This is a genomic window from Vibrio sp. NFR (assembly GCF_027587095.1).
In the GTDB taxonomy this organism is placed as follows: Bacteria; Pseudomonadota; Gammaproteobacteria; order Enterobacterales; family Vibrionaceae; genus Vibrio; species Vibrio harveyi.
Window position 1 is genome coordinate 241,416 of sequence record NZ_JAPPTN010000005.1, and the last position, 23,664, is coordinate 265,079.

The 23,664-nt window shown below is 45.4% G+C and carries 20 protein-coding genes; 3 read left to right on the forward strand and 17 right to left on the reverse strand.

Annotated features, from left to right (window positions below):
• Window positions 1–10: 10 nt before the first annotated feature.
• Complete coding sequence (locus OH463_RS11860) at window positions 11–2,428, forward strand: beta-mannosidase (RefSeq protein ID WP_269991298.1); 2,418 nt, start codon at window positions 11–13, stop codon at window positions 2,426–2,428.
• Window positions 2,429–2,495: 67 nt separating this feature from the next.
• Here the strand turns inward: OH463_RS11860 and OH463_RS11865 are convergent, their stop codons facing one another.
• From OH463_RS11865 to OH463_RS11915, 11 genes are all read right to left on the reverse strand, one after another.
• Complete coding sequence (locus OH463_RS11865) at window positions 2,496–3,149, reverse strand: LuxR C-terminal-related transcriptional regulator (RefSeq protein ID WP_009700994.1); 654 nt, start codon at window positions 3,147–3,149, stop codon at window positions 2,496–2,498.
• Window positions 3,149–3,964, reverse strand: coding sequence for a helix-turn-helix domain-containing protein (locus OH463_RS11870; protein WP_005451271.1), 816 nt, complete (start codon window positions 3,962–3,964; stop codon window positions 3,149–3,151). Before OH463_RS11870 ends, OH463_RS11865 begins: the two co-directional genes overlap by 1 nt.
• Before the next feature lie 64 nt (window positions 3,965–4,028).
• Window positions 4,029–5,045, reverse strand: coding sequence for a GGDEF domain-containing protein (locus tag OH463_RS11875; RefSeq protein WP_009697206.1), 1,017 nt, complete (start codon window positions 5,043–5,045; stop codon window positions 4,029–4,031).
• Window positions 5,046–5,417: 372 nt separating this feature from the next.
• The gene (locus OH463_RS11880; RefSeq protein ID WP_026000163.1) at window positions 5,418–5,672 is read right to left on the reverse strand and encodes a hypothetical protein; all 255 of its coding nucleotides are present in this window, start codon (window positions 5,670–5,672) and stop codon (window positions 5,418–5,420) included.
• Window positions 5,673–5,819: 147 nt separating this feature from the next.
• Complete coding sequence (gene gltS / locus OH463_RS11885) at window positions 5,820–7,046, reverse strand: sodium/glutamate symporter (protein WP_005451274.1); 1,227 nt, start codon at window positions 7,044–7,046, stop codon at window positions 5,820–5,822.
• 219 nt (window positions 7,047–7,265) lie between these two features.
• Window positions 7,266–7,805 carry a disulfide bond formation protein B gene (locus tag OH463_RS11890; RefSeq protein ID WP_009697204.1) on the reverse strand — a complete coding sequence of 180 codons (540 nt, stop codon included), beginning with the start codon at window positions 7,803–7,805 and terminating at the stop codon, window positions 7,266–7,268.
• 11 nt (window positions 7,806–7,816) lie between these two features.
• Complete coding sequence (locus OH463_RS11895; protein ID WP_005451278.1) at window positions 7,817–7,972, reverse strand: DUF5993 family protein; 156 nt, start codon at window positions 7,970–7,972, stop codon at window positions 7,817–7,819.
• A gap of 152 nt (window positions 7,973–8,124) precedes the next feature.
• The gene (locus tag OH463_RS11900) at window positions 8,125–9,618 is read right to left on the reverse strand and encodes an efflux transporter outer membrane subunit (RefSeq protein ID WP_038898787.1); all 1,494 of its coding nucleotides are present in this window, start codon (window positions 9,616–9,618) and stop codon (window positions 8,125–8,127) included.
• 2 nt (window positions 9,619–9,620) lie between these two features.
• On the reverse strand, window positions 9,621–12,677 hold the full coding sequence (locus tag OH463_RS11905) for an efflux RND transporter permease subunit (protein WP_269991299.1): 3,057 nt from the start codon (window positions 12,675–12,677) through the stop codon (window positions 9,621–9,623).
• A gap of 9 nt (window positions 12,678–12,686) precedes the next feature.
• The gene (locus OH463_RS11910) at window positions 12,687–13,769 is read right to left on the reverse strand and encodes an efflux RND transporter periplasmic adaptor subunit (RefSeq protein WP_269991300.1); all 1,083 of its coding nucleotides are present in this window, start codon (window positions 13,767–13,769) and stop codon (window positions 12,687–12,689) included.
• A gap of 102 nt (window positions 13,770–13,871) precedes the next feature.
• A complete protein-coding gene (locus OH463_RS11915) occupies window positions 13,872–14,753 on the reverse strand; it encodes a LysR family transcriptional regulator (RefSeq protein ID WP_009700317.1) in 882 nt (293 codons plus the stop codon).
• A 129-nt stretch (window positions 14,754–14,882) separates the two neighbouring features.
• On the opposite strand from OH463_RS11915, the gene OH463_RS11920 reads away from it, so the two are divergent.
• On the forward strand, window positions 14,883–15,242 hold the full coding sequence (locus OH463_RS11920; RefSeq protein ID WP_017188636.1) for a DUF6559 family protein: 360 nt from the start codon (window positions 14,883–14,885) through the stop codon (window positions 15,240–15,242).
• On the opposite strand, the gene OH463_RS11925 is transcribed toward OH463_RS11920, so the two are convergent.
• The 5 genes from OH463_RS11925 to ppsA all read right to left on the reverse strand — a co-directional run bounded on the left by OH463_RS11925 (window position 15,239) and on the right by ppsA (window position 21,304).
• On the reverse strand, window positions 15,239–15,535 hold the full coding sequence (locus tag OH463_RS11925; protein WP_422455994.1) for a Dabb family protein: 297 nt from the start codon (window positions 15,533–15,535) through the stop codon (window positions 15,239–15,241). The genes OH463_RS11920 and OH463_RS11925 overlap by 4 nt on opposite strands.
• Window positions 15,536–15,692: 157 nt before the next feature.
• On the reverse strand, window positions 15,693–16,949 hold the full coding sequence (tyrS, locus tag OH463_RS11930; protein WP_269991301.1) for a tyrosine--tRNA ligase: 1,257 nt from the start codon (window positions 16,947–16,949) through the stop codon (window positions 15,693–15,695).
• An 81-nt stretch (window positions 16,950–17,030) separates the two neighbouring features.
• Complete coding sequence (locus OH463_RS11935) at window positions 17,031–17,852, reverse strand: LuxR family transcriptional regulator (RefSeq protein ID WP_269991302.1); 822 nt, start codon at window positions 17,850–17,852, stop codon at window positions 17,031–17,033.
• 117 nt (window positions 17,853–17,969) lie between these two features.
• The gene (locus OH463_RS11940) at window positions 17,970–18,749 is read right to left on the reverse strand and encodes a hypothetical protein (RefSeq protein ID WP_017188640.1); all 780 of its coding nucleotides are present in this window, start codon (window positions 18,747–18,749) and stop codon (window positions 17,970–17,972) included.
• A 185-nt stretch (window positions 18,750–18,934) separates the two neighbouring features.
• Window positions 18,935–21,304: a phosphoenolpyruvate synthase gene (gene ppsA / locus OH463_RS11945; RefSeq protein WP_038898784.1), complete on the reverse strand. Its 2,370-nt coding sequence runs from the start codon at window positions 21,302–21,304 to the stop codon at window positions 18,935–18,937.
• A 348-nt stretch (window positions 21,305–21,652) separates the two neighbouring features.
• Between ppsA and ppsR the strand changes: the two genes are divergently transcribed.
• Window positions 21,653–22,489, forward strand: a complete 837-nt coding sequence (ppsR, locus tag OH463_RS11950; RefSeq protein WP_005451298.1) for a posphoenolpyruvate synthetase regulatory kinase/phosphorylase PpsR — start codon at window positions 21,653–21,655, stop codon at window positions 22,487–22,489.
• Window positions 22,490–22,565: 76 nt separating this feature from the next.
• Here ppsR and ansB read toward each other — a convergent pair whose 3' ends face one another.
• Window positions 22,566–23,630 carry an L-asparaginase 2 gene (ansB, locus tag OH463_RS11955; protein ID WP_269991303.1) on the reverse strand — a complete coding sequence of 355 codons (1,065 nt, stop codon included), beginning with the start codon at window positions 23,628–23,630 and terminating at the stop codon, window positions 22,566–22,568.
• Between the last annotated feature and the right edge of the window lie 34 nt (window positions 23,631–23,664).

Below are 23,664 nucleotides of genomic sequence, written 5' to 3' on the forward strand. Positions count from 1 at the left end.
GTCTTATCCTATGGCTCATGTTGAACTCAATGGAATGTGGCAGTTAACTTCACCACAGCACCCAGATATCGATATTCCAATGACTTTGCCCGGAGACAACGTTTCTGCGTTGTTACAAGCAGAGCTCATCCCTAATCCTTATTTTGCGGATAACGAAGCGAAAGTTCGTTGGATTGAAACGTGTGATTGGCATATTTCACGTCAGTTTGATGTGGATGACGCAGTGCTCTTTGCCAAACAAGTTTGGATGACACTTACTCGTGTTGATACTTTAGCGACGTTTTACATTAATAGTGAGCAAGTACTAACTTGCAGCAACATGTTTGCCCAACAACGTCTTGATATTAAACCTTACTTAAAACAAGGCACTAACACGATTCGAGTTGAGTTTGCTCGCGTAGACTTAGAAGGCGCAGAGCGAGCAAAGAAACTGCCGTTTCCTATTCCTTCGGCGATGGGGAACAACCAGATCCCGCACATGAACTTGATTCGCAAAACTCAATGTCATTCGGGCTGGGACTGGGGCATTTGTTTGATGGTCTCGGGTATCTATGACCCGATTCAAATCGATGTTGTCGAGGACGTGTGGTTAAAAAGCTTCTCCACAAACCAGCAATGGCAGACAGATGGAAGTGTATTGGTTGACGTTCTTATAGAGGTAGAGGCTGGCAATCAATGTCATGAAATCATTGTTAATTTTAATGGTGAACGACAAGTGCTCCAAACCGAAGGAAGTGGTCACTATCACTGTGAGTTCCTTGTAAGCGAACCTAAGCTTTGGTGGCCGGCAGGTTATGGCGAAGCGCACCTCTATTCCATTTCAGTCACTTCTGGTGAACAAACTCTAGTCCGTAAGATTGGTTTACGAGAGTTGAGCTTAAATAATCAAGCTGATGAACATGGATCGGCGATGGAATTCATCATTAATGGCACTCCGATTAATGCTAAGGGGGCGAACTGGATTCCGATCGATGCCATGCCGGGGCGTGAGTGCGAAACCCGCTACCGAACGCTTTTACAAAGTGCCGTTGATGCCAACATGAACATGATTCGTGTCTGGGGTGGTGGGCAGTATGAGAGTGAAACCTTCTATGACTTGTGTGATGAACTGGGGCTGTTAGTTTGGCAAGACATGATGTTTGCTTGTTCGCTTTACCCTTCTAGCGATGACTTCTTAAAAGAAGTTGAACAAGAACTGCGTTTCCAAATTCCACGCTTAAAAGAACACCCATCTATTGCGTTATGGTGTGGCGACAATGAAGTTATTGGAGCTATTGGCTGGTATGACGAATCCAAGCATAACAAAGTGAAATATACGGTGAACTATGACCGTCTCAACCGCATGATAGAGCAGGTGATCGGACAGTTAGACGAATCTCGTCGTTTTTGGCCGAGCTCTCCTTGTAATGGTGAACTGGACTTCGGAGATGCTTGGCATGATGACAGTAAAGGTGACATGCATTTTTGGGATGTGTGGCATTCAGGAAAATCATTTAATGCCTACCTAAACATTAATCCTCGCTTTTGCTCAGAATTTGGTTTCCAATCTTGGCCTTCGTTTGCGGAAGCAAAACAGTTTGTACCGGAACAAGACTGGAACGTTACGTCACCTACCTTTGAGCAGCACCAAAAGAACCCACGTGGTAACAGCATCATTACTGAGATGTTCACCCGATATTTCCGTTTTCCTAGCGGCTTTGAGCAAATGTTGTACCTTAGCCAAGTGCAGCAAGCGATGGCTATCAAAACTGCGTGTGACCATTGGCGAGCCATCGCACCGATATGTCGTGGCATGTTGTATTGGCAACTTAATGACAACTGGCCTGTGAGTTCATGGTCTAGCATCGAATACAGTGGTCGTTGGAAGCAGTTGCATTACCATGCGAAACGCTTCTTTGCACCTCAGTATTTCGTGTTCTCGGAGCACACAGGCAACTTGAGTCTGCATCTGCTCAACGATGCCAAAATACCAGTTAGTGCGGATATTCAACTTCATTGGGTTAATTGGCAAGGCGAAATTGAGAAAACTTGGCAGATAGAGAAAACGGTGACGAATGATAGCAATACTGTCATTTGGTCTTTAGATGAGCAGGTTGACTTAGTTGGTTTGGGCGACCTGAAGTCAGGGTTTTTGTATGTGGAAGCGCAGGTGGGTGATGAACGGATCAACAATACCTGGTTTAGTACTCATGAACTTAAGACGCTACCTATGGTTAAAGCAAATATTGAAGTAACGATTGAAGCAAACCAAGTGACCCTACGGGCAAATAAAGCGGCGTTTTTTGTTCATTTGGAGTGTGATACGGCTGGGCGCTTTGAAGATTCAAGCATCACTTTATTGGCAAACCAGCCCGTTACGTTAACATTCTTGGGTGACGATTGGGCGGCAATGGCAGAGTCTCTGCGTGTTTACCACTTAATGCAATAACGGAAAGCACTTTTGAAAGGGGGCTTCCGTGCTCCCTTTTGATTTCTTAGCCTGAGAACGGCTTGATTTAGAACAGGTTTCGTTTTGCCCAAGTGATCGCCTGCATTCGATTCTTCACTTCAAGTTTGCGAAAGATACTGTAGAGGTGCGACTTCACAGTGTGCTCACTTACAAACAACGAGTCGGCGATATCGAGGTTAGAACCTCCTTGGCAAAGCGCTGTAAGTACTTGCATTTCACGTCGAGTTAGCTCAATTTCGAGTTTCGTGTCGAGCTCAGAAACCGAGTGATTTAAGTTTACAAGATAGCTCACTAAACGATTGAGTATGTCGCGTGAGAGCCAGTTTTCACCATTCACAACACCTTTTAATCCTCGAATCACTTTGTCAAAATCTTCATCGAAGTAAAACAGACCTTTTAAGTTCGACCAAGAGAGCAGACTCTCGATGCCCAAATTAGGTTCGGCATTAACCAAAACGGTCGCATCAACGTGATCGAGCTCGTTGAGCACGACTTTAACCCCAGAGAGATCTGGCAGTGAACTGTCGACAATAGCAACATAGTGTTCATCGCGATAAACAGGAAGATCAGTACTTGATCCTTTCGCCAAGAGGACTGGTTGACCAAGCTGTTGTTCGATTGTCGTCTGTAAGCCTCTTCCTTGAATGTTGTTGCAAGTGAATAATAAGATGGTGTTGGTGGTTGGATTGTTATTCATCATTAGTGGGCCTCCTGTCGAGACTGCATAAATTCATTTCCTACTTGATGGAAGCGATACAAAACAAGATCTAAGAATCCATCGAAGCAGTGTTTAACCATTGGGTTTTCAAATATTTGAGTGGCGGGTGCTTTGAAGTACGTGACTCGCCGATGGTGATAGAAATCCCGTATAAAAATGTCGAATAAAAGTTGCTTTACCACGGGTTCATGAACCGGAAAGTGGACAACCGCATTCCCCATGACTTGGATGATATCGGTGACTAAAAACTTCAGGATAGAGCGCCCCAAATGCCATAAGCTTAGAATCCTAAATTCAGACCTCAGCTCTTGATAAATAAGGTGTCCGACTAACATGCCTTTACAGTAATACAGGCGTACCTTACTTGAAGATTCATCAAATTGATTGAGCGTATCTGCCATACCGCCTGGGGTGATTAACTGCTTGTGGACTGCATCAATTTGTTGATACTCCGACGCGCTTATTTGATTGAGTGAGCAACTCTTTACATCGGTGACTTGATACTCATAAACAATGTCTTTAAAGCTCAAATAAATGTTTTTACTTTGCGAGGCTTTAACGCGCTTATACTCGCTTGAGGTATATTGATATTGCTCACCAATATAATGAGAGAAGGCGAGCCTTTTTAATAAACTCGGTGTGACTTTTCCGCTTTCCCATTGACTTAATGTAGGTTGATTTAAGCTTTCAAAAGCACTGTAACTCCGTGCTAACTCGTCTGCCAACTGACCTTGAGTTAAACCTCTCTCCTTTCGAATTGTTGCAACAGCATGCGAAAATTCTAACTTGCTAACCATATATCTACGTCCTGAACTCATTATATTTTTGATTGCTTGAAACGACTCGGTATGAGTCGCAAATCTATGTTCTTGATCTTTTAGTGAGATACATCATTTGGTCTGCGTGCTGGATTAAGGAATCGCTGCTATTGCCCTCATAAGGGAAACGTGCAATACCAACACTCAAACCGATGTGAACGTTTTGAAAATGGATAAAAATAGGTGCGCTACACGCTTGGTGCAGCGAAGACTGAAATTGTTCTAAGTCCTTTGTACTTTCTAGCTCAGGGAGGCAAACAATAAACTCATCACCACCTATCCTTGTTGCGAACTGACCACCACTGAGTAGGTTTAAAATACGCTGGGCGGTGATTTGTAGTACTTTGTCTCCGGCGTCATGACCGAATTCGTCATTCACCGATTTAAAGCCATCTAAGTCGATATATAACAGAGTAAACGGTTGAGCTCGTTGTATCTGTTGTTCGATCAACTGATTGCCTTTGAATCGGGAATAACACCCTGTTAGCTCGTCAATCTCGAGCAGTCTTTCTAGTTTTTCAACTTGTTCATATTGCGTTTGCCAGGCGCTAAACCAATAGCACTCGATGGAGCGCAAGCCTTGGTAAATAAAGAGATTGAACAAGTAAAGAAACGTGCTCCGAATGGAGAACTCACTTAAACCCTGTAGTTTAAACAGGTAATTACCTGCGGTTATCAAATCAATGTTAAAGCAGATTGCCATTGATAAGACATATGTGAGTGCCGACCAAAATACGCCAAACTCAATCAGGGTTAAAAGGAGATTCACGGTGACTAACGAAGAGAAGAGAAAGTGCCCGCCTAAGAAGTAATACAGGTAAAAAGTGAGGGTGTAGCCGAGGATCAGAGCGATGACAACAGACTGATGCTTTTGCTCGAGTGCAAATGATTTGCCCACCCAAAGGTAGGCAAAACAGACCATCGCGGAAAATATATAAGGAAGGTATACAACATAATCAACCCCTCTGATTGCACAAGCGACTAAGGTGATAAGAATCCCAAGACTTGTGGAGCGCATATAGTAGCGCGTAAAAATTTTGGTGAACTGCGTTCTGTCCATAGTTATGTCTCAAAGGAACAGCAAATAATGGGCAGTCAGAGAGAGGATTCTGTATGGGTTGAGTGTGGATGGAGGACGAGAGAAACATAGAACCAGCCCCGCATAAATAAGGAAATGCGAGGCGCATATGCTTTTTCGGGCGTTTTTCTCGTCTGCAAGCGACACTGCATTTCATATAGTTGCTCGATACCTACTGCCGTTTTTATAAACTATTCTATGAGGCGGGGTTGCATAAAACTATACGGTTTTCGGGAAAATGCTCCGATCTCAATATGTCCGCGTAAAAAGTGCGTTAACCGGTAAATTATTGAGGAAAAACTAGTACTTAAGTACTATGCGGGGTGATTAAAATGAGTCTTAAGTTTGAGATGTCTACTTGAGTTTTTGGTGGATACGGTAACCTATTGCATAACCAAGATAGAATAAGGCTGCAAGGGTAATAAACGCAGAAATGTAGGCAAACAAGTGATTCAGCCCTAAGCCGAATGACAGGGTAAAAGCAATGCCATTCACGGCTTCCATTGGGATCTTGTACCAAGAGGCGTGTACGGTCGAACCAAAAAGAATAAGGGTTCCGATTAAAAAGAGGGTGCCAATTGAAAGGCCAACCCATCTGCTGCTGTTCATGTTCATCTCAAGAGTTACAGAGTTCGTAACAAAATATTTCAAGGTCAACATTATACAACTTAGTGAGGGGGGAAGTGGTAGCAATATTTGCTTGAATAAAGCAAGAGAACACCGAAGTGTCCTCTTTTTAACCAGATGGCGTTTTAATTATCCAATCCAATTGATGAAGTATGGAATGATCAGTGCGTTGGCTAAGTCGATAAAAAACGCACAGACTAAAGGCACGATGATAAATGCTTGGTGAGAGTTACCGTACTTCTGTGCGACTGCCGACATATTTGCCATCGCCGTTGGAGTGGAACCAAGAGAAATTCCACCAAAACCAGAACAAACCACCGCCGCATCGTAGTTTTTTCCCATCAAAGGGAAAACGACAAAAATCGCGATACAAATAGCGACAAGAAACTGTGCGCCAAGAATGATGAAAATCGGTCCTGCCAAATCCACCAAAGCCCATAGTTGCATACTCATCAGTGACATCGCCAAAAATGCTCCTAACGCCATATCTGCGATCAATGCAACCGCGGGTTTTCTAGCCGGCCAGCGCGTTCCTGTTAGGCGCGGGTAAGAAGCAGGAATCAGGTTAGAAATCAGAATACCAGCAAACAGACAAGTTACGAACAATGGCAGCTCTAACCCTAAACTGCTGACGCCTTCATTCAAGATTGCACCTAAGATAATACAAACATGAATCGCTAGCATCGCGTCTAAAAAGTCATAGGCATTGATCGAGGGTTGAGGCTCATCTTGCGCGGTACCGACATCCATCTCTTCAACTTTCGCGGGTTTGAGGTTGTGTTTGTTGATCAGGTACTTAGCAATAGGTCCTCCCATCAAGCTTGCTAAGATCAAACCGAATGTCGCACTAGCGATACCGATTTCCATGGCGGTATTTAGGTCAAAAATTTCAGCAATTCTTGGTGACCAAGCGATAGCAGTGCCATGCCCACCAATTAATGAGACTGTGCCACTTAGCAAGCCAACCGCTTCTGGTTGACCGAGCATGGTGGCGATTCCGATACCAGTAAGGTTTTGAATCAACATATAGCCGATGGTGACCGAAAGCAGAATTAATAAAGGCTTTCCCCCTTTAAACAGATCTTGCAAGCTTGCGTTAATGCCGATGGTGGTAAAGAAATATACTAAGAGTAGGTCACGAGTCGCGAGATCGAATTGGACATCAATTTGGGTAACGTAATGAATCACCGCAAACAGTACGGACACCAAAATACCGCCAGAAACCGGTTCTGGAATACTGAACTCTTTGAGGAAAGTACTCGCTTGCGTTAATCGCCTACCTAAGAATAAAACGATGATTCCAAGAGTCACCGCGAGAAAGGATTCGACTTGTAATACACCGTCGACAAAGTTCATAACCACTCCTGTTCTAATAAAACATGATGAGAGAATTAATCGGTACGTTTACCTCTAAACATACTGACATGTTTGAATGACATCCAGTTGCATACTAATGAATTTGAACCAAGTCGGATTACTCTGAGCATGGTATTCCCATGACAGATAGAAAAGAGGAGTGATACAAGGCTGCGTTAACCTATGCATGACTCCTCGTCGAATCAGCTCAAAAAGCCCCTAATTAAATAGCCAGTAGCTTTCTGGGTTATCAGGGCATTGGTATGGACCACACTCGGCAAATGTACCGATGGCATTAAGTGCGACAACGGAGATAGCCAACAGGCAAGCAATTCGACCAAGGTTGCTCATTTGGTAAGGTTCCGGTGACTCTTCTTTACTGGTGAGCATAAGGATGACTGCCACCGCAAATATAGTCGCGACGAACAAGACAAACGCCCAAGTGTAATAATGCATACCTAAGATAGGGCTACCATAACCAGGCGTTCCCGGAATGACATGCAGTGAGACTTGTCTTAGCGATGTGGCTACTCCATAAAGTGCGCCAATTAGAACCACGCCATAATGTCGAGCGTGCGGACCGTAAACCACATTCAGTAGAAAGCCGAACATGATCATGACAAAGCCAATGCGTTGTAACAGACACAATGGGCAAGGCAGTTCATTGAGTACAAATTGCAGAACAAAACCAATTAACAACACGGCGGTCATGCCGAGTAATCCGAGGGTATTGAGTAAAGCCAAATAGTTGCGATTCATATCAACGCCCCCTACAACAAAATAGCTAGAGGATCGGTTGCATGGTGGTTGAACCAATACAGCCCAATGATCACGGAGGAAGCAAAGAAGGCATAACCCATCGCTTTCTTGCCTAAAAATGCACTGAGCATCGCGATTAACAATAGTACAAAAATTAGTGTCATCATGAGGGAGTTCCTTCCTTACTCTCTGATTTCAATCCTTTTAACTATAGGAAATGGGTATCAATGCGCGACTTTATATAAAAAAGAGGAGAGGGCTGATTCGAGGTCCCAGATGAATCTGATCCTCTCCCCAAAACCGTTTTTACAAAAACGCGTTACTTACCGTCTTGTTTTGGTGGTTGTTCCAACGCCCAGTCACCGCCTAATGATTTATAGAGTGCGACGGTAACTTGTGCCGTTTGCAATTTGGCAGCAAGCTGACGGTCTTGCATCATGCGTTTTTGTCGCTGTGCATCAAGGACGGATAAGTGATCGATTAAACCTGCGCGATAGAGTGATTTCGCTTTGCTGACCGCGTTGTCCGTTGCCTCCAGCGCTTCTTCAATTCGGCGTTGGTTCTCTTGGCTTCTTCCGTAAGCAAATAGGGTCGAGTCTACTTCTGTAAATGCGGAATCAACGGCGTGTTGGTAAGCCAAGGTGGCGGATTCAAAACGAGCTTGGTTGATTTTCTCTAACGCTTCACCACGACCTCCGTCAAATACATTCCAACTGATACCTGCTGAGCCTACCCAGCCAAATGAATCACTACTGAATAAGTCATCAAAGCTAGACGCAGAAACACCTGGCGCCCCTGTTAAGAAGAACTTCGGATATTGATTGGCCACACTGGCTGCGAGTTCTTCATTGATGGCAGCCATTTCACGTTCCGCAATGCGGATATCTGGTCGACGCTGCAACAAGTCAGAAGGCAGCCCAATCGGTACCACATTTTGCATGGTAGGTACTGTTTGTGTCTGAGCGAGTCGTATCTCGACTTTCGATAAAGGCTCACCAAGTAGTACCGCAATGCGATGCTTGTGCACTTGTTGTGCGATTTCCAATTGAGGGATGATGGATTCCATTGCTGCCAATGTTGCTTTAGCTTGGGCTAAATCGAGCTCGGAACCGTAACCACTGCGAACCACCTTCTCGACCAAATCCATGGTTTTTTGTTGGTCCTCTAGGTTGGATGTTGCCAACGCGAGACGCTCTGTTGCACCTTGATATTGTAAGTAGTTGTGGATCAAATCTGCGGTGAGCAATGTGGTGAGACCACTCTGATAGATTTCAGCTTGTTCTACACGAATCTTTGCCGCATTAGATTGACGCTCAAGACGCCCAAATAAGTCCACTTCCCATGCGATGCTTGCACCAGCAAAAACGCCATCATGTTGATTATCTAATAGTGTCGTGTTGCCAATCTGTGGCGGTAAACCTGCTGCTGAATCACCAATCGGATTGAGTGCAGGACCCAGCAGAGAATCATTTTTGCTCAGTTGGTAGTTGAAGTAACCCGCGCCAATATTGACGGTTGGTACTTTGAATGACTCTACAACGGTTTTGTAGTTCTCAGCCATCTTTATGCGTTCTGCTGCCACTCGTAACGGGATGTTTTGGCTTTGCATATCAAGGACTAAATCGTTCAGCGTCGGATCATTAAATTCCGTCCACCAAAAGGCTTCTTTTTCGCTAACCTGGCTGACGTTGCTTTGCTCAGCATGAAGATAGGTTTCAGCCATACTTGTGGTTGGCGCTTGGTAGTCGGGACCAACAGCGCAACCGGATAAACTCATTGCCAATACAAGTGGCGCAAGAACGAACTTTTTCATGATTACGCCTCCTTCAGTTTGGCGTCAGTGTGGGTTGTTTGTGGCTTTTCTTTGTATGCCAAGCGATACAGTGCCGGCATGATGAACAATGACAATACTGTCGCTGCGGCCAAGCCACCGATAATGGTTGCTGCCATTTGGTCGAACAATAGGTCTGACAGCAGCGGAATCATTCCAAGGGCTGTTGTTAATGCCCCCATAGAGATCGCCATCGTTCGGTTGACGGTAGCCTCCTTAATGGCATCGACTAATGCGCGTCCATTTGCTCGCTCTAGTTCGATTTGATCCATCAATACAATGCCATTTTTAATGATCATCCCAGTCAGCGTTACCGCACCAATCAATGCCATAAAACCGAATGGTTTATCAAAACCAAGCAAAGCAAAGGTTGCGCCCGTTGCGGCCAATGGCAAAGTCGCAAAAATGATGATTGGTTGTTTAAAGCCGTTAAACATCGCGACCAAAATGATCACCATAATTAACATCGCTTTCGGTAATTGCTTGAAGATATCCGTAACAGCTTTGTGTTCGTCGTAGAACTCTCCACCCCATTCCAAGCTGTAGCCCGCAGGAAGGTGAATGGCTTCAATCTGATCTTTCACAACATTTCTTACTGTCGCAGGTGTCGAGTGACGTGCGACACCCGCTTGCGCAGTGATGGTTTTTACTCGGTTACGACGCCAAATCATGCTCTCTTCTGGTACTAACTCAAAGCCATCAACCACCTGACCAAGAGGTACGCTGTGCATGCCCAGTAGTGAACGTACAGGTAATGTTTCCAGTGACGCCATGTTTTGAGAAGTGCCACGCAGTTGAATTGGAATGAGCTCATCATTGAGATTCATCTGTCCCAAAGGCATGCCGTCAGAAGCGCGTTTCAAAGCAAAGGCGATGTCCGCACGGTTGATACCAGCTTGACGCATTTTGTCTTGATTGATGATGGGTTTGAGAACTTTGCTCTCTTGGCGCCAGTCATCACGAACGTATTTTGCATCAGGATGAGTAGCAAAAATGGCTTTTGCCTGATCCGCTAGCTGATGCAGTACTACTTCATCTGGACCTGAGAAGCGAGCTTCGACTGCGTATTTGTCCGAGGTTGCGAGCTTCAGCGCTCTAAAGCGGGGCTCTGCGTCCGGGAATGTGTTCTGCAGCCATTTATCACCACGCTCAACAAGTTGGCTGATGCCTGCGTAATCCTTGGTATTAATTAAAATCTGACCATATGCGGGATCAAATGGTTCGGGTTCTACAGTCACAGAGAATCGAGGTGCACTTGCGCCCATGTAGCTAGAAATACTTTCTACTTCAGGTTGCTTGAGCAGCCACTGTTCGACTTTGCGCATGTCTGCTGAGGTTTGTTCAATCTTGGCGCCATTTGGTAGCCAGTAATCTAGGAACACGATAGGGCGATCCGATTGTGGGATGAAGTTTACCGCTACATAGGGCACGGCAAATGCAGTCACTAAAATCAGCGGAATCAATGCCGTCAGTGCTTTCATCGGATTGTCGACCGTCCAAAACACTAATTGCTTGTATCGACTTGGTTTGGCATCTTCATCCGCGGGTGTTGGTTTGATGAACATCCAACACATCAATACGGTGAAGGTCATGGCTACCAGCCAAGACAGCAGCAGCGATGAAGCAACAATGTAGAATACTGAACCGGCAAATTCAGCCGAGTCGGTTTTCGAAAACAATACTGGGCTTGCACCCATGATGGCGATGATGGTGGCACCAAGTAGTGGTACCGCCGTTTCCTTGACTGAATCAATAGCAGCACGAGTGCGCTCGATGCCTTTGCTCAGCTTCACGATCATCATGTCAGTGATCACGATTGCATTATCTACCAACATACCAAGTGCTAGGATGAAGGTACCTAGCGAGACACGATGCAAATCAATTCCCGCGATGTTCATGTAAATCAACGTGAGCAAGATTGTTAGCAACAAGCTTGAGCCAACAATCGTTGCGCTTTTAAAGCCCATGAAGACCAGCAGCACCACGAATACGATACCGACACTTTCCAGTAGGTTGCCCACGAAGTCATCAATGGCTTTTTGTACTTCCTCTGGCTGATAAGCGACGGTAGAAATATCGACGCCGAGCGGCAATGTTTGCTCGTAGTTATGGATAATGTCACGAATAGTATCGCCCAATGACACAACGTTAATGCCTTCAACAGGACTCACCGCCAAAGTCACGGCAGGTTGACCATTAAATCGACTTTCTGTCAGCGCGGGAGTTTGGTATCCCATACTCACTTCGGCGATGTCACCTAAGCGAATTAGACCTGTGCCTAGTTCACTTACGCCACCTTTGATTACCAAGTTGCGAATATCGTCTAGTGATTGAAACTCGCTGGTTTGCGTGATGCGAATACGCTCGGTTCCTGCATCGAATTTCCCCGCTTCAAAGGTCATGTTTTGTGTGCTGAGCTGGTTCCACACTTGCGCAACAGATAAGCCGTATTGTGCTAAACGTTCATCAGGCATATCGATGTGCACGACACGCGGCTGTACGCCGTGAAGTTCGATCTTTTTGATGCCTTTTACTGCCTTAATTTGGCGCTGAAGCTCTTCTGCATAACGACGTAATTCTTCTGGTGCTGCGTCTTCACTGTGGATAGAGAAAAGCATGCCGTACACTTCAGAAAACTCATCTTGAACTATGCTGATTTGTGCCGTAGAAGGCAGTTGTAGCTTCACGTCGTTCACTTTACGTCGCAGTAAGTCCCATTGCTGAGGCAACGCTTTTGAATTGAGACTCTCTTTCAAATCGACAAATACCATCGACATTCCAGGACGAGACAATGAACGTAATCGGTTCAGTTCTGCCATTTCCTGCAGCTTAGTCTCAATAGTATCGGTCACTTGCTGTTCGACTTCTTGAGCCGATGCTCCCGGATACAAGGTCACCACGACAGCGGTTTTAACGGTAAAGCTTGGGTCTTCTAATTTCCCTAGGTCGAAGTAGGAGTAAATACCCGCCACCACACTTAAGGCGATGAAGAACAACACGAAAGTACGCTGTCTTATCGCGAATTCGGCTAAATTGATCATGGTTTGAACCTATAGCGTTTTGATGGTTAGGTTTGGCGTGTTATCGCCTGGTTTGAGATAGTGAGTTCCGCTGATAACGACATAGTCACCTCGTTGGAAATCGCCGGAAACACAAGCTTGATGAGAATCGATGGATTGCAAGTTAACGGGTTCACTGTGTACGACAGCATCTCGCACCACGTTGACGTGTAGGGTCTTTTTTTCGCCCAAAATGGCAGAGTATGGGAAGCAGTGGCTTGATTGATTCGGCTGGAACGAAGTCGTTACCGTAACCGCTTTACCATTGAACAAGTTTTTAGAAATAGAATCGATCGCTAGCGTGACAGGATAAGTTTGCTTGATTAAATGCTTTTTCGGAGCAATCTCGGCGACTTTTGCACTGTAGGTTTGCTCAGCACCGTACCAAGAAAGTGCTGCAGATTGACCAAGGTTAAACTGTCGAACCATATTTTCTGGCACATCGATATCCACTTCCCATTGCCCATCTTGCTGAATCGTAGCCACGCTCACGCCAGGCAGGGTTTGTTCGAAAGCATCAATACGGACTTCACCAATGTTGCCAGAAAATGGTGCGCGTAATGTGGTGTAAGTCAGTGCGTCTTCCGCTCGCTGGATGTTTTTTTCTACCACTTTGACAGCGGATAGACTACGTTCATAACCGCTGATGGCACGGTCTAAATTAACGCTAGCAATGGCATTATCGTCAGTTGCTTGCTTAACGCGCTTAAGCTCCGCTTTCGCCAGTTTATGTGCGGACTTTGCCTCCAGCATACGAGCTTGTAGCTCTTCTAATGAGACTTGATAATCGTGTGGGTCAAGCGTAGCAATGACTTGCCCTTTCTCGACATGATCGCCTTTCTTCACCAAAACGCTTTCTACCGTGCCTGGTACACGAAAAGAAAGAGAAGCACTTTCTTTGGCGTGAACAATGCCGCTAAATGATTTGCTTGAGGCGGAGTTGCTGTCCTTTACTTCGACGACTTGTATTGGTCGAGGAGATTCAGGTTCGGCGAGTGTGGTTTGGTTTTGGTTACAACCAAGCAGCGCGAGTGTCGCTGCACTTAACGCTGTGGTTTTGAATAGACGGTTCATAAGATGGCTCCCTAATTTTGGTGCCATCATACAATCGAACGCTGTTCAGATAATTACTCGACTCTGAGACTCACTGTCTCAAAAAATGAGACAATAATGTATCTAAACCAATTTGGGGATTTCTTTAATTAGATGCTCAATAAGTAATCGACTCGCTTGGCTTAGGGTTTTAGGTTGAGGGTAGAGTAGCCAGCCAGACTCTTCTGTTACCGAATACTGTGACAATAACTGGACCAAAGTGCCCGATTCTAATTCACGTTTTACGAGTAGTTTAGGCATAAAAGTAATGCCGCGATCTAAGATGGTGGCGTTTTTAATAAAACCGATGTTATTCGAGATAAGCTTGGGATTAAGTTGTACGCTTTGTTCTTGAAAGTGCCAGACATTATCAATGTCGCCATTTGGCCAACGGAAGCACACGCATTGATGCGTTTTTAATTGCTCTAGCGTTTCCGGCGTTCCGTGGGTTTGTAGGTAGCTCGGAGAGGCGACCAAGCATCGGTCGAGCGTCAGCAGTTTGCGTGCCACAATATCAGAATCGAATAATGCACCACCGTGAAACGCAATATCCAAGCCTTGTTGGAACATATCATGAAAGCCGTTGTTGATATTACGAATATCTAACTCAACATGAGGGTATTGATCGTGAAAGTCGAACAGAATAGGGCGCACTAGTTCATCGGTTTCAGGTAATAAACCGAGCTTGATTCGACCGCGGACCTCATTGGTATCGTTGCTGACTTGCTCATTTGCAGAGTCGAGCATAGTGAGTGCTTTTTGCAGATTCTCGTAATACGCCTCGCCGTTGTTGGTGAGCGATAAACTGCGTGTTGTTCGATGGAATAGCTGTGCTCCAAGAGATTGTTCTAACTCTCCAATTCGCCGGCTTACATTCGCACGTGGTAAGTCCAGCGCATTGGCTGCGGCGGTAAAGCTACCTAAATCCACCACCTTAATGAACAGTTTGAGATCGTCAATTTTCACTCTGGCGCTCCATGCTTATTGAACACTGTATTAAACCGTGACACTCTAAAGCATCACGAGGTTATGCACAAAACATAACGCGACTTTTGATAACCGTCACTTGTCATCAAATAGAAATAGGGAATTAATGTGCTGAGAGTTATCCAACGCCGTCGAATCAAAAAGGTCATTAAATTACTGTCTGCAAGGCTAATAAAGGGCTATGGCAGTCGTGACTACTTTTCTATTGGTCAAGTTCAGAGCAGTACAATTGAGTTAAGCAAGCGGCAACAACACATTGCTTTGGCGCTTTATGCTAACCCTGAAGCGCTTAACTCAGAAGAAGCTGCTGAAATTCAGTCTCTACGCACTGATGTCGCCAATGATTTTTTCGAAGGTGGTGACTACAACGCGCAAGATGTGTTGAATTTATTGGGCTCTGGCGGCTGGAAGGGAGGACGTATGGATGATGATATGTCCCACCGATTTGGAATGAATAGCCGATACTAAATCTCGTAATCGAATACGATGATGTCTTCAAGCAGAGGTCTAAATACTTCTTTCAAGGCGTCGTGCTCAGGGTGAGGCAGATAATTCTGACGACCTGCTTCATCAGCAAATGTCATCATCACGGCGTGCGTGTAGTCTTTGTTCTTTCCTTTTGGGCTGTTGTTTAAGCCCCACTCAACGTCGCTTACACCTTCTACTTTCGCTGGCATGGTTTCGAATAGCTCTCGTAATTGTTGAATTTTTTCGCTGGTGGCAGAAGCTTTAAATTTGATGAGTAGAATGTGTCTGATCATGGCTTTGGTCATGTTGTTGTTTTTGAAGAACAACACTATAGCGGGCATCTGCGCTCAAGTTAGCTCTTAGCTTCACAAAATAGGAAAACTAAAACGCGAGCACTTTGGCTCGCGTTTTAGTTAAGTTAGCTAGATTATCGGTAGTTAGTGTGAGCGATTAACCTTCGAGACGCTTCACCAAGCAGAAGTGCTTTTTACCGCGTTGAAGCAACCAGTACTGGTCGAACAGTGGGAAGTTCAAACTTGGTTTTTCTGCATCGATTTTTTCGCCGTTCACACTGATGGCGTTGTTGCCAATTAGCTCACGAGCAACGCGTTTTGAGCTGGCTAGACCGGACTCAACCAGAAGCTCAACCAAGTCTTGCTCAGCACTTTGCATGCTCGGTAAGCCATCGAGTTCCAACTGTTTTAGCTCGCTCAAGCTCAATTGCTGCATATCACCGCTAAATAGCGCTTGAGTGATTCGCTCTGCACTTGCTAATCCTTTTTCGCCATGAACAAAGCTTGTCATTTGTTCCGCTAAGATACGCTGTGCTTGCGGTTTGCCTTTGCTCTCTTTGTCTTGTGTTTCAATCGCTGCAATCTCATTGCAACTCAAGAAGGTGTAGTAGCGTAGGAAGTGGTAAACATCGGCATCTTCTGCGGATAACCAGAATTGATAGAAGGCGTAAGGCGAGGTTTTACTTGGATCCAGCCACACTGCACCTCCTTCGGTTTTACCAAATTTAGTGCCATCGGATTTGGTGATCAAAGGTAAGGTTAAGCCAAATACTTGTTCACCATTTTGACGGCGAGTAAGGTCAATGCCGCTAACAATGTTGCCCCACTGGTCGTTACCACCGATTTGTAAGCGACAGCCGTACTGACGGTTTAATTCTGCAAAGTCGTAAGATTGCAGCAGTGCGTAACTGAACTCGGTGAATGAAATCCCTTGGTCTGGGCGTTGTAAGCGTTGCTTAACCGACTCTCGGCTGATCATGGTATTCACGGAGAAGTGTTTACCCACATCGCGGAAGAAGTCGATCACGTTAATTTGCTTCACCCAATCTGCGTTGTTTACCATGATCATTGGCTTGCTGACTTGGTTATTCATCAATTGTTGAATTTGGTTCGACAGATCTTTTACCCAGCCTGTTACGGTTTCTTCTGAGTTTAAGCTGCGCTCTGTAGCTTTAAAACTTGGATCGCCGATCATACCCGTTGCCCCACCAATCAGGGCGATGGCTTGGTGTCCTGCATCTTGAAAGCGTTTGAGCATAATAAGTGGAACAAGGTGACCGATGTGCAAGCTACCTGCGGTTGGATCGAAGCCGCAGTACAAGGTTTGTGGCTCAGAAAGCAGTTGTTGAACTTGGTCTAAATCGCTCGCTTGGGCAATCAAACCGCGAGTTTGTAAATCTTCAATCAGTGTCATCGTCTTATCTTTATCTGGTTCGGTTGTATTCAGATTAAAAGGCGATGCGGAATCGAGATATATCCCTAAAGGGACAGTTTGTTACCTTGATTGAGTGATCAGGTGGTTGAGAAACAACTGAAAGAACTCGCTTAAAGATGCCACATTCAGTTGTGCGTAGATGCGTTTACGGTGATTCTTGACTGTGCCTTCTACGACATCTAGCTGCATTGCAATCTCTTTGCTGTCATAGCCTTGCGCGATTAATGCGGCAATTTCTTGTTCTCGATTAGTGAGGACAGTTTCGCCAAAAGATGCCAGAGCGGATTCAATTGCAGTACGCATTTGTCCCGAGTAGGTGGTAGGACTGAAAACTGGCTCGGCGAGTGTAAACTCGGTTTGTTTCCAGTGCTGTCGGCACAAAGACTGAATAATGGCAAAGTAAGATTTGAGCTTGGCTACTTGAGGCTTGGTGAAGCGCTTATCGTCCTGCATAAAACCGAAGTAGAACATCACCCAACGTGTCGGTTCGATTTCGACCAACATGCTGAGTTCATCTTTCCAGCCAGTTTGATGGTAGAACTGCTCGCAGTAGGCTTGATAATCGAGATCGTTGCGCGCGACATCTTTTCTCACCACGTCTTTGAGCGTAAAGATACCTTGTTCTTTGTTAGCGTTAAGTTTTTGATAAAACGGGTCATTTTGAAAAGAAGTCGTGAGATAACGCTGGAACAGTAGCTCGCGTTCATTTTCAATCGAATCATACAGATAGATAGGGTGTTTGCCTTCGCGGTAGCCGAGGATCACTGCGCAATCAAAACTCAGTAGGGAGGCTATCACGCGCATGAGTTTAGGCGTAAAGCTTGGTGAGTTAAGGGCAGATATTGTTTCTGCAAGCTGAGTGTTGAATGCGTCGCTGGGCATGGTGATTCGGGAGTTCGATAAAGGTTGGGGTAAGCATAACGCAACAGGCTGATATCCCAAAGTGATCAGAAAGGGGAGCGTTGTGCTCCCCCTCAATAAATCATTGTCACTCAGAGATTACTGTGAATCGGTTAGCTCTTTATTCACCCAGTATTTTGAGCCAGAAACATTGGCATCAACTAATAACCCTGTGGTGTTTAGCTGATATACTGCTACGCCGCTGTTGAATTGCGCTGTCATTTCTTCGCCGTCCTCACCAGCGACTAAAGAAGCTTCGCTTGATGCTTCCCAACCTTCTTCGACAAAGGTGTTAAAGTCTTTTTCTTTTTCAAACAGTACGACCTGTTGGTAGAACTTACCACCAACGCCAAGAGCGACGCCCGCACCAAACATATTCATATAAGTACGTTGATCTGTGGACTTGTTGACCGCAACCCCAGAGCCCGAGTTGGTATGGAACATCAGCGATAGTTTGCGTGAATCAAAAACCGCGTAGCCGTATGCCTTGTCGTACAGTGCTTTGGCTTTAGGCTCTTCATTGAACAGTTTGAGAAGTGTGCTATCCGCCATAAGATCAATCGCTTGGCGTGCTTCTTCAGGTGTATCGCCTTCCATCAGTTCGGTGATCTTCTTGTCCGCTTCATCGATCCAACCTTTACTGGTTTCAATACTTGCGTCGGTCCACTCGCCAGCGGTGTTAATCGCATCTTCTGACCAATTGGTGAAATCCTCCCAAGCTTGTTTGGAGAAGGCTTTGGTGCTGTCCCAAGTTTCTTTAGCGGTGTCAGAGACGGCATCTCCTAGGTCTGAAAGGCTGTTTGAAATGTCATCCCAATCGGCATAAGCGGGAGAAGCAAGAAGCGTTAATGCGGTAATGAGAGCAAGAGGCTTTTTCATAGGTCCGTTCTTTTATGAAATCATATCCTTTTATTCTAGGTGAAAATTTTAACAGGGAGAATTGATCAGCTTATTGGGTTGGGATTGCTGTCACGAACTCACGTAGGTTTGACATAATTAAGACACAGTAAAAAGCCCTCAAACTCAGGAGCTTGAGGGCTATATTATCGACAGAGTAGAGTGGCTTATTTGCTCACTTTACCTAGCTTCAACCAGGTATCGATAACCGTATCTGGGTTCAATGACACAGAGCTGATGCCTTGTTCCATTAACCATTCTGCAAGGTCATCGTGGTCTGATGGACCTTGACCACAGATACCAACGTATTTGCCTGCTTTAGTGGCCGCATCGATCGCCATTTGTAGCATGGCTTTCACCGCTGGGTTACGCTCATCGAATAGGTGTGCAACATCGCCAGAGTCACGGTCAAGACCAAGTGTAAGCTGAGTCATGTCGTTTGAACCGATAGAGAAGCCATCGAAGTACTTCAAAAATTCGTCAGCAAGTACCGCATTTGATGGCAGTTCACACATCATGATGACTTTTAGACCTTGGTCGCCACGGCGTAGGTCGAACTTAGCAAGTAAGTCGATAACCGATGCCGCTTCGCTCGGTGTACGAACGAACGGGATCATGATTTCAACGTTTTTCAGACCCATCTCGTTACGAACGCGCTTGATTGCTTGAGTTTCTAGCTCGAAGCAGTCTTCAAACACTGGAGAAATGTAGCGAGATGCACCACGGAAGCCCAGCATAGGGTTTTCTTCATGCGGTTCGTAACCTTTACCACCGACCAAGTTGCTGTACTCGTTGGATTTGAAGTCAGACATACGTACGATGACGCGCTTTGGCCAGAATGCTGACGCGATGGTCGCAATGCCTTCTGTTAGCTTACTAACGTAGAAGTCGATTGGATCTTTGTAACCACGGATACGTTCAGTGATTTCAGCTTTTAGCTCATCGCTTTGTGCGTCGAAGTTCAGCAGCGCTTTCGGGTGAATACCAATCATCTTGTTGATGATGAATTCAAGACGCGCAAGACCGACACCTTCGTTTGGAATCTGAGCGAAGTCGAATGCACGGTCTGGGTTACCCACATTCATCATGACTTTGGTTGGTAGCAGTGGAAGCTCATCAACCGCAGAACGTTTCACTTCGAAGTCCAACTCGCCTTGGTAAACGTAACCCGTTTCGCCTTCAGCACAAGATACTGTTACGGTCTCACCGTCAGTCAGTTTGCTGGTGGCGTCACCACAACCAACGATAGCCGGAATACCAAGTTCACGTGCGATGATGGCTGCGTGACAAGTACGACCGCCACGGTTTGTAACAATCGCAGAGGCTTTCTTCATCACTGGTTCCCAATCTGGGTCAGTCATGTCTGTAACCAGTACATCACCGTCTTGGACCAATGACATTTGGTCTAGAGAGTCAACCAAACGTACTGGACCTTTACCGATACGTTGACCAATTGCACGACCTTCAACCAAAACGTCTGCTTTGTTGCTCAGCTCGTAACGTTCAATTACGTTTTGCTCGCTTTGAGAACATACGGTTTCAGGGCGTGCTTGAACGATGTAAAGTTTGCCGTCGATACCATCTTTTGCCCACTCAATATCCATAGGACGCTGGTAGTGCTTCTCGATGATCATCGCCTGTTTTGCCAGCTCTTTGATCTCTTCATCGTTCAGAGAGAAGGCATTGCGCTCTTCTACAGAGGTATCGATGATCTCAACTTGCTTGCCGATCTCTTGGCTATTTGAGTAGATCATCTTGATCTGCTTAGAGCCAAACGTCTTCTTAACGATAGGGTATTGACCCGCTTCTAGCATTGGCTTGTGAACGTAGAATTCATCAGGGTTAACTGCACCCTGAACCACCATTTCACCCAAGCCCCAAGAAGAGGTGATGAATACGACCTGATCGAAGCCAGATTCTGTATCTAGGGTAAACATAACGCCAGAAGAGGCTTTGTCCGAACGCACCATGCGTTGAATGCCTGCCGATAACGAGATGCCTCGGTGGTTAAAGCCTTGGTGTACGCGGTATGAAATTGCACGGTCATTGAACAGAGAAGCGTAAACGTGCTTAGTCGCTTCTAAGACTGCATCAATGCCTTTTACGTTTAGGAACGTCTCCTGCTGACCAGCAAATGACGCGTCCGGCAGATCCTCTGCAGTTGCAGAAGAGCGAACAGCAACAGAAATCTCAGGGTGATTATCTGTCAGTTCTTTGTAGTTATCGCGGATGTCTTGTTCAAGATCCGCTGGGAACGGGGCTTCTAATACCCATTGACGAATGGTGGCACCTGTCTTGCGCAGGGCTTCTACATCCTCAACGTCCAGTTCATCAAGTAGTTGGTGAATACGCTCATCCAAACCTTCGTGGTCAAGGAATTGGTTAAACGCATACGAGGTTGTCGCAAAACCGTTTGGTACCGATACACCAACATTGGCTAGGTTAGAAACCATCTCGCCAAGTGAAGCATTTTTACCGCCGACTTTGTCGACATCATCCATGGATAGTCCATTGAACCAGAGGGTGTTCTTTTGCATGTCTTTCTCCAGAAACATTGCAGCTTTGTAGGGATTAATACCAACCTCGAACAGTGGTTGTGCATCCTTGCAGGTCAATGTCATTGAAGACACAGTTTCGGGCTGATAGCAGCCATTGTAGATAAGGGGCGTTAACTACAACTTCCCAACTAGGGCTTAAACGAATTTTCCGACGCAAACATGTATCAACACTTTTCTTGGCTGATATGAAAGGCAAACGATTACGTATTTGCTGAAAAAAACTCCGAAGAATTTTCAAAGCTGTGGGGAACGTAATTGCAAGCCAAACTCATTTATTAATATTATGTAAACCATCCTACTCAAATGAATTTGAAAAATTAAACTAAAATGCAAATAAATAACCAAAGTCGTGATGTATTCTATGTTTCTGACGGAACGGCCATAACATGTGAAACATTAGGACATGTTGTTTTGGGTCAGTTTCCCTTTATTCCTAATGAAAAAACCTTTCCTTTTGTTGAAAGTGAAGACAAAGTTGCCGATGTCATCAAAGAAATCGAGATTTCCTACCAACGCGATGGCGTGAAGCCGCTGGTTTTCTTTTCGATTGTTGTGCCAGAAATTCGTGAAGTGTTGCTCAAAGCTCCCGCTTACAGCTATGACGTGCTAGAAAGCATTGTGCAAAAGGTACAAGACGACATTCAGATGGCTCCTCAGCCTAAGATGCAGCGTTCAAGAAGCGTGAGCAAAGATTCCGATACTTACTTTGACCGTATCGCGGCGATTGAGTACACACTTGCTCATGATGATGGTATTACGCTCAAAGGCTTGGAGGAGGCTGACATTATTCTGCTTGGCGTCTCACGCAGTGGCAAAACCCCAACCAGTCTTTACATGGCGATGCAGTTTGGTTTACGTGTGGTGAACTACCCGTTTATCGCTGAAGACGTCAAGATGATGCGTTTGTTACCGGAGTTCGAAATTCATCGACACAAACTGTTTGGCTTAACCATCAATCCAGAACGTTTGAATGAGATTCGCGAGAACCGCTTATCAGGCAGCGAATACGCGAGTACGGAACAATGCAAACTGGAACTAGATACGGTAGAAGCGTTGTTTAGAAGAGAAGCAATTCCGTATATCAATACGTCTTCTTTGTCTGTAGAAGAGATCACTACGCGGATTCTTGAAAGAGCAGGGATGAAGCGCCGCTTGTTCGGCTAAGTTTCCTGTAATAAATCAAAAAAAGAGGAGGCACCTGTGCCTCCTCTTAAATTTAACCTCAAAAGGTCAATAGACCCTAGTAATGCTGAAACATCTTCTGAATATCTTGGTAATTTTTGGTTTGTGTCAGTGATAGCATCAGCAAAATACGTGCTTTTTGTGGATTCAGTGTACCTGATGCCACGAAACCGTACTTATCATCATCAACCTCTGCATCTAAAGTGGTAGAGCCGGTAGGCGTACGAGAACTACGAACAACCAGAATGCCGTCTTTGCTCGCTTTTTCTAACTCATCAAATACCGTGTGGTACAAGTTACCATTGCCGACACCTGCGCTGACGATGCCATCAAACTTCGCATCGACGAATGCTTTAACAGGTAAGCTCGACGCATTTGCATAGTTATAAACGATTCCGACTTGTGGCAACTTATCGAGCTTGGAAACATCGAAGGTTGTTTCAGTAGTGTGTTTACGTTCCGGGCTTCTTTGATATTTCGCATCACTGTTGTGTATATAACCTAGCGGACCAAAGTTAGGAGATTGGAAAGTGCTGACTGACGTTGTGTTAGTTTTTGTTACGTCACGCGCATCAAAGATGGTGTCATTCATCGCAACCAGTACACCACGACCTTGAGAATCTTCGTCTGTTGCTGTGACAACCGCATTGTAGAGATTAACCGGACCGTCAGCACTCATTGCCGTAGAAGGGCGCATTGCACCAACGATAACCACTGGTTTATTGCTTTTTACCGTTAAATCGAGGAAGTAGGCTGTCTCTTCTAATGTGTCAGTGCCATGAGTAATCACAATGCCATCCACGTCATCTTGGGCGAGTAACTCATTCACTCGTTTAGCCAACTTAAGCCACACCTCATCATTCATATCTTGCGAACCGATGCTGACCACTTGCTCGCCAGAAATGTCGGCGATCTTCGTCATACTGGGTACGGCGGCGATCAACGAATCAACACCGACTTTGCCTGCGGTGTAATTTGATTCTGTCGCAGATTGACCTGCGCCAGCGATAGTGCCGCCAGTCGCCAGAATTTTGATGTTTGGTAAATCGGCATTGGCAAAAGCAAATGAGCTCATGCACAAACCAAGCGTGATCGAACTGAGGCGGAGAAACTTTGTGGTCATAGGAATCACCTGTTTTTGGGTTAGATGTTGGGGG

Excerpts from the sequence above, each read along its gene's own strand:
- OH463_RS11940 (WP_017188640.1), bottom strand. The coding sequence starts at position 18,749 with ATGAAAAAGCCTCTTGCTCTCATTACCGCATTAACGCTTCTTGCTTCT.
- OH463_RS11875 (WP_009697206.1), bottom strand. The coding sequence starts at position 5,045 with ATGGACAGAACGCAGTTCACCAAAATTTTTACGCGCTACTATATGCGC.
- OH463_RS11905 (WP_269991299.1), bottom strand. The coding sequence starts at position 12,677 with ATGATCAATTTAGCCGAATTCGCGATAAGACAGCGTACTTTCGTGTTG.
- tyrS (WP_269991301.1), bottom strand. The coding sequence starts at position 16,949 with ATGACACTGATTGAAGATTTACAAACTCGCGGTTTGATTGCCCAAGCG.
- OH463_RS11890 (WP_009697204.1), bottom strand. The coding sequence starts at position 7,805 with ATGAATCGCAACTATTTGGCTTTACTCAATACCCTCGGATTACTCGGC.
- ansB (WP_269991303.1), bottom strand. The coding sequence starts at position 23,630 with ATGACCACAAAGTTTCTCCGCCTCAGTTCGATCACGCTTGGTTTGTGC.
- ppsA (WP_038898784.1), bottom strand. The coding sequence starts at position 21,304 with ATGCAAAAGAACACCCTCTGGTTCAATGGACTATCCATGGATGATGTC.
- gltS (WP_005451274.1), bottom strand. The coding sequence starts at position 7,046 with ATGAACTTTGTCGACGGTGTATTACAAGTCGAATCCTTTCTCGCGGTG.
- ppsR (WP_005451298.1), top strand. The coding sequence starts at position 21,653 with ATGCAAATAAATAACCAAAGTCGTGATGTATTCTATGTTTCTGACGGA.
- OH463_RS11900 (WP_038898787.1), bottom strand. The coding sequence starts at position 9,618 with ATGAAAAAGTTCGTTCTTGCGCCACTTGTATTGGCAATGAGTTTATCC.
- OH463_RS11935 (WP_269991302.1), bottom strand. The coding sequence starts at position 17,852 with ATGCCCAGCGACGCATTCAACACTCAGCTTGCAGAAACAATATCTGCC.
- OH463_RS11880 (WP_026000163.1), bottom strand. The coding sequence starts at position 5,672 with ATGAACAGCAGCAGATGGGTTGGCCTTTCAATTGGCACCCTCTTTTTA.
- OH463_RS11895 (WP_005451278.1), bottom strand. The coding sequence starts at position 7,972 with ATGATGACACTAATTTTTGTACTATTGTTAATCGCGATGCTCAGTGCA.
- OH463_RS11910 (WP_269991300.1), bottom strand. The coding sequence starts at position 13,769 with ATGAACCGTCTATTCAAAACCACAGCGTTAAGTGCAGCGACACTCGCG.
- OH463_RS11865 (WP_009700994.1), bottom strand. The coding sequence starts at position 3,149 with ATGATGAATAACAATCCAACCACCAACACCATCTTATTATTCACTTGC.
- OH463_RS11870 (WP_005451271.1), bottom strand. The coding sequence starts at position 3,964 with ATGGTTAGCAAGTTAGAATTTTCGCATGCTGTTGCAACAATTCGAAAG.
- OH463_RS11925 (WP_422455994.1), bottom strand. The coding sequence starts at position 15,535 with ATGATCAGACACATTCTACTCATCAAATTTAAAGCTTCTGCCACCAGC.
- OH463_RS11860 (WP_269991298.1), top strand. The coding sequence starts at position 11 with ATGGCTCATGTTGAACTCAATGGAATGTGGCAGTTAACTTCACCACAG.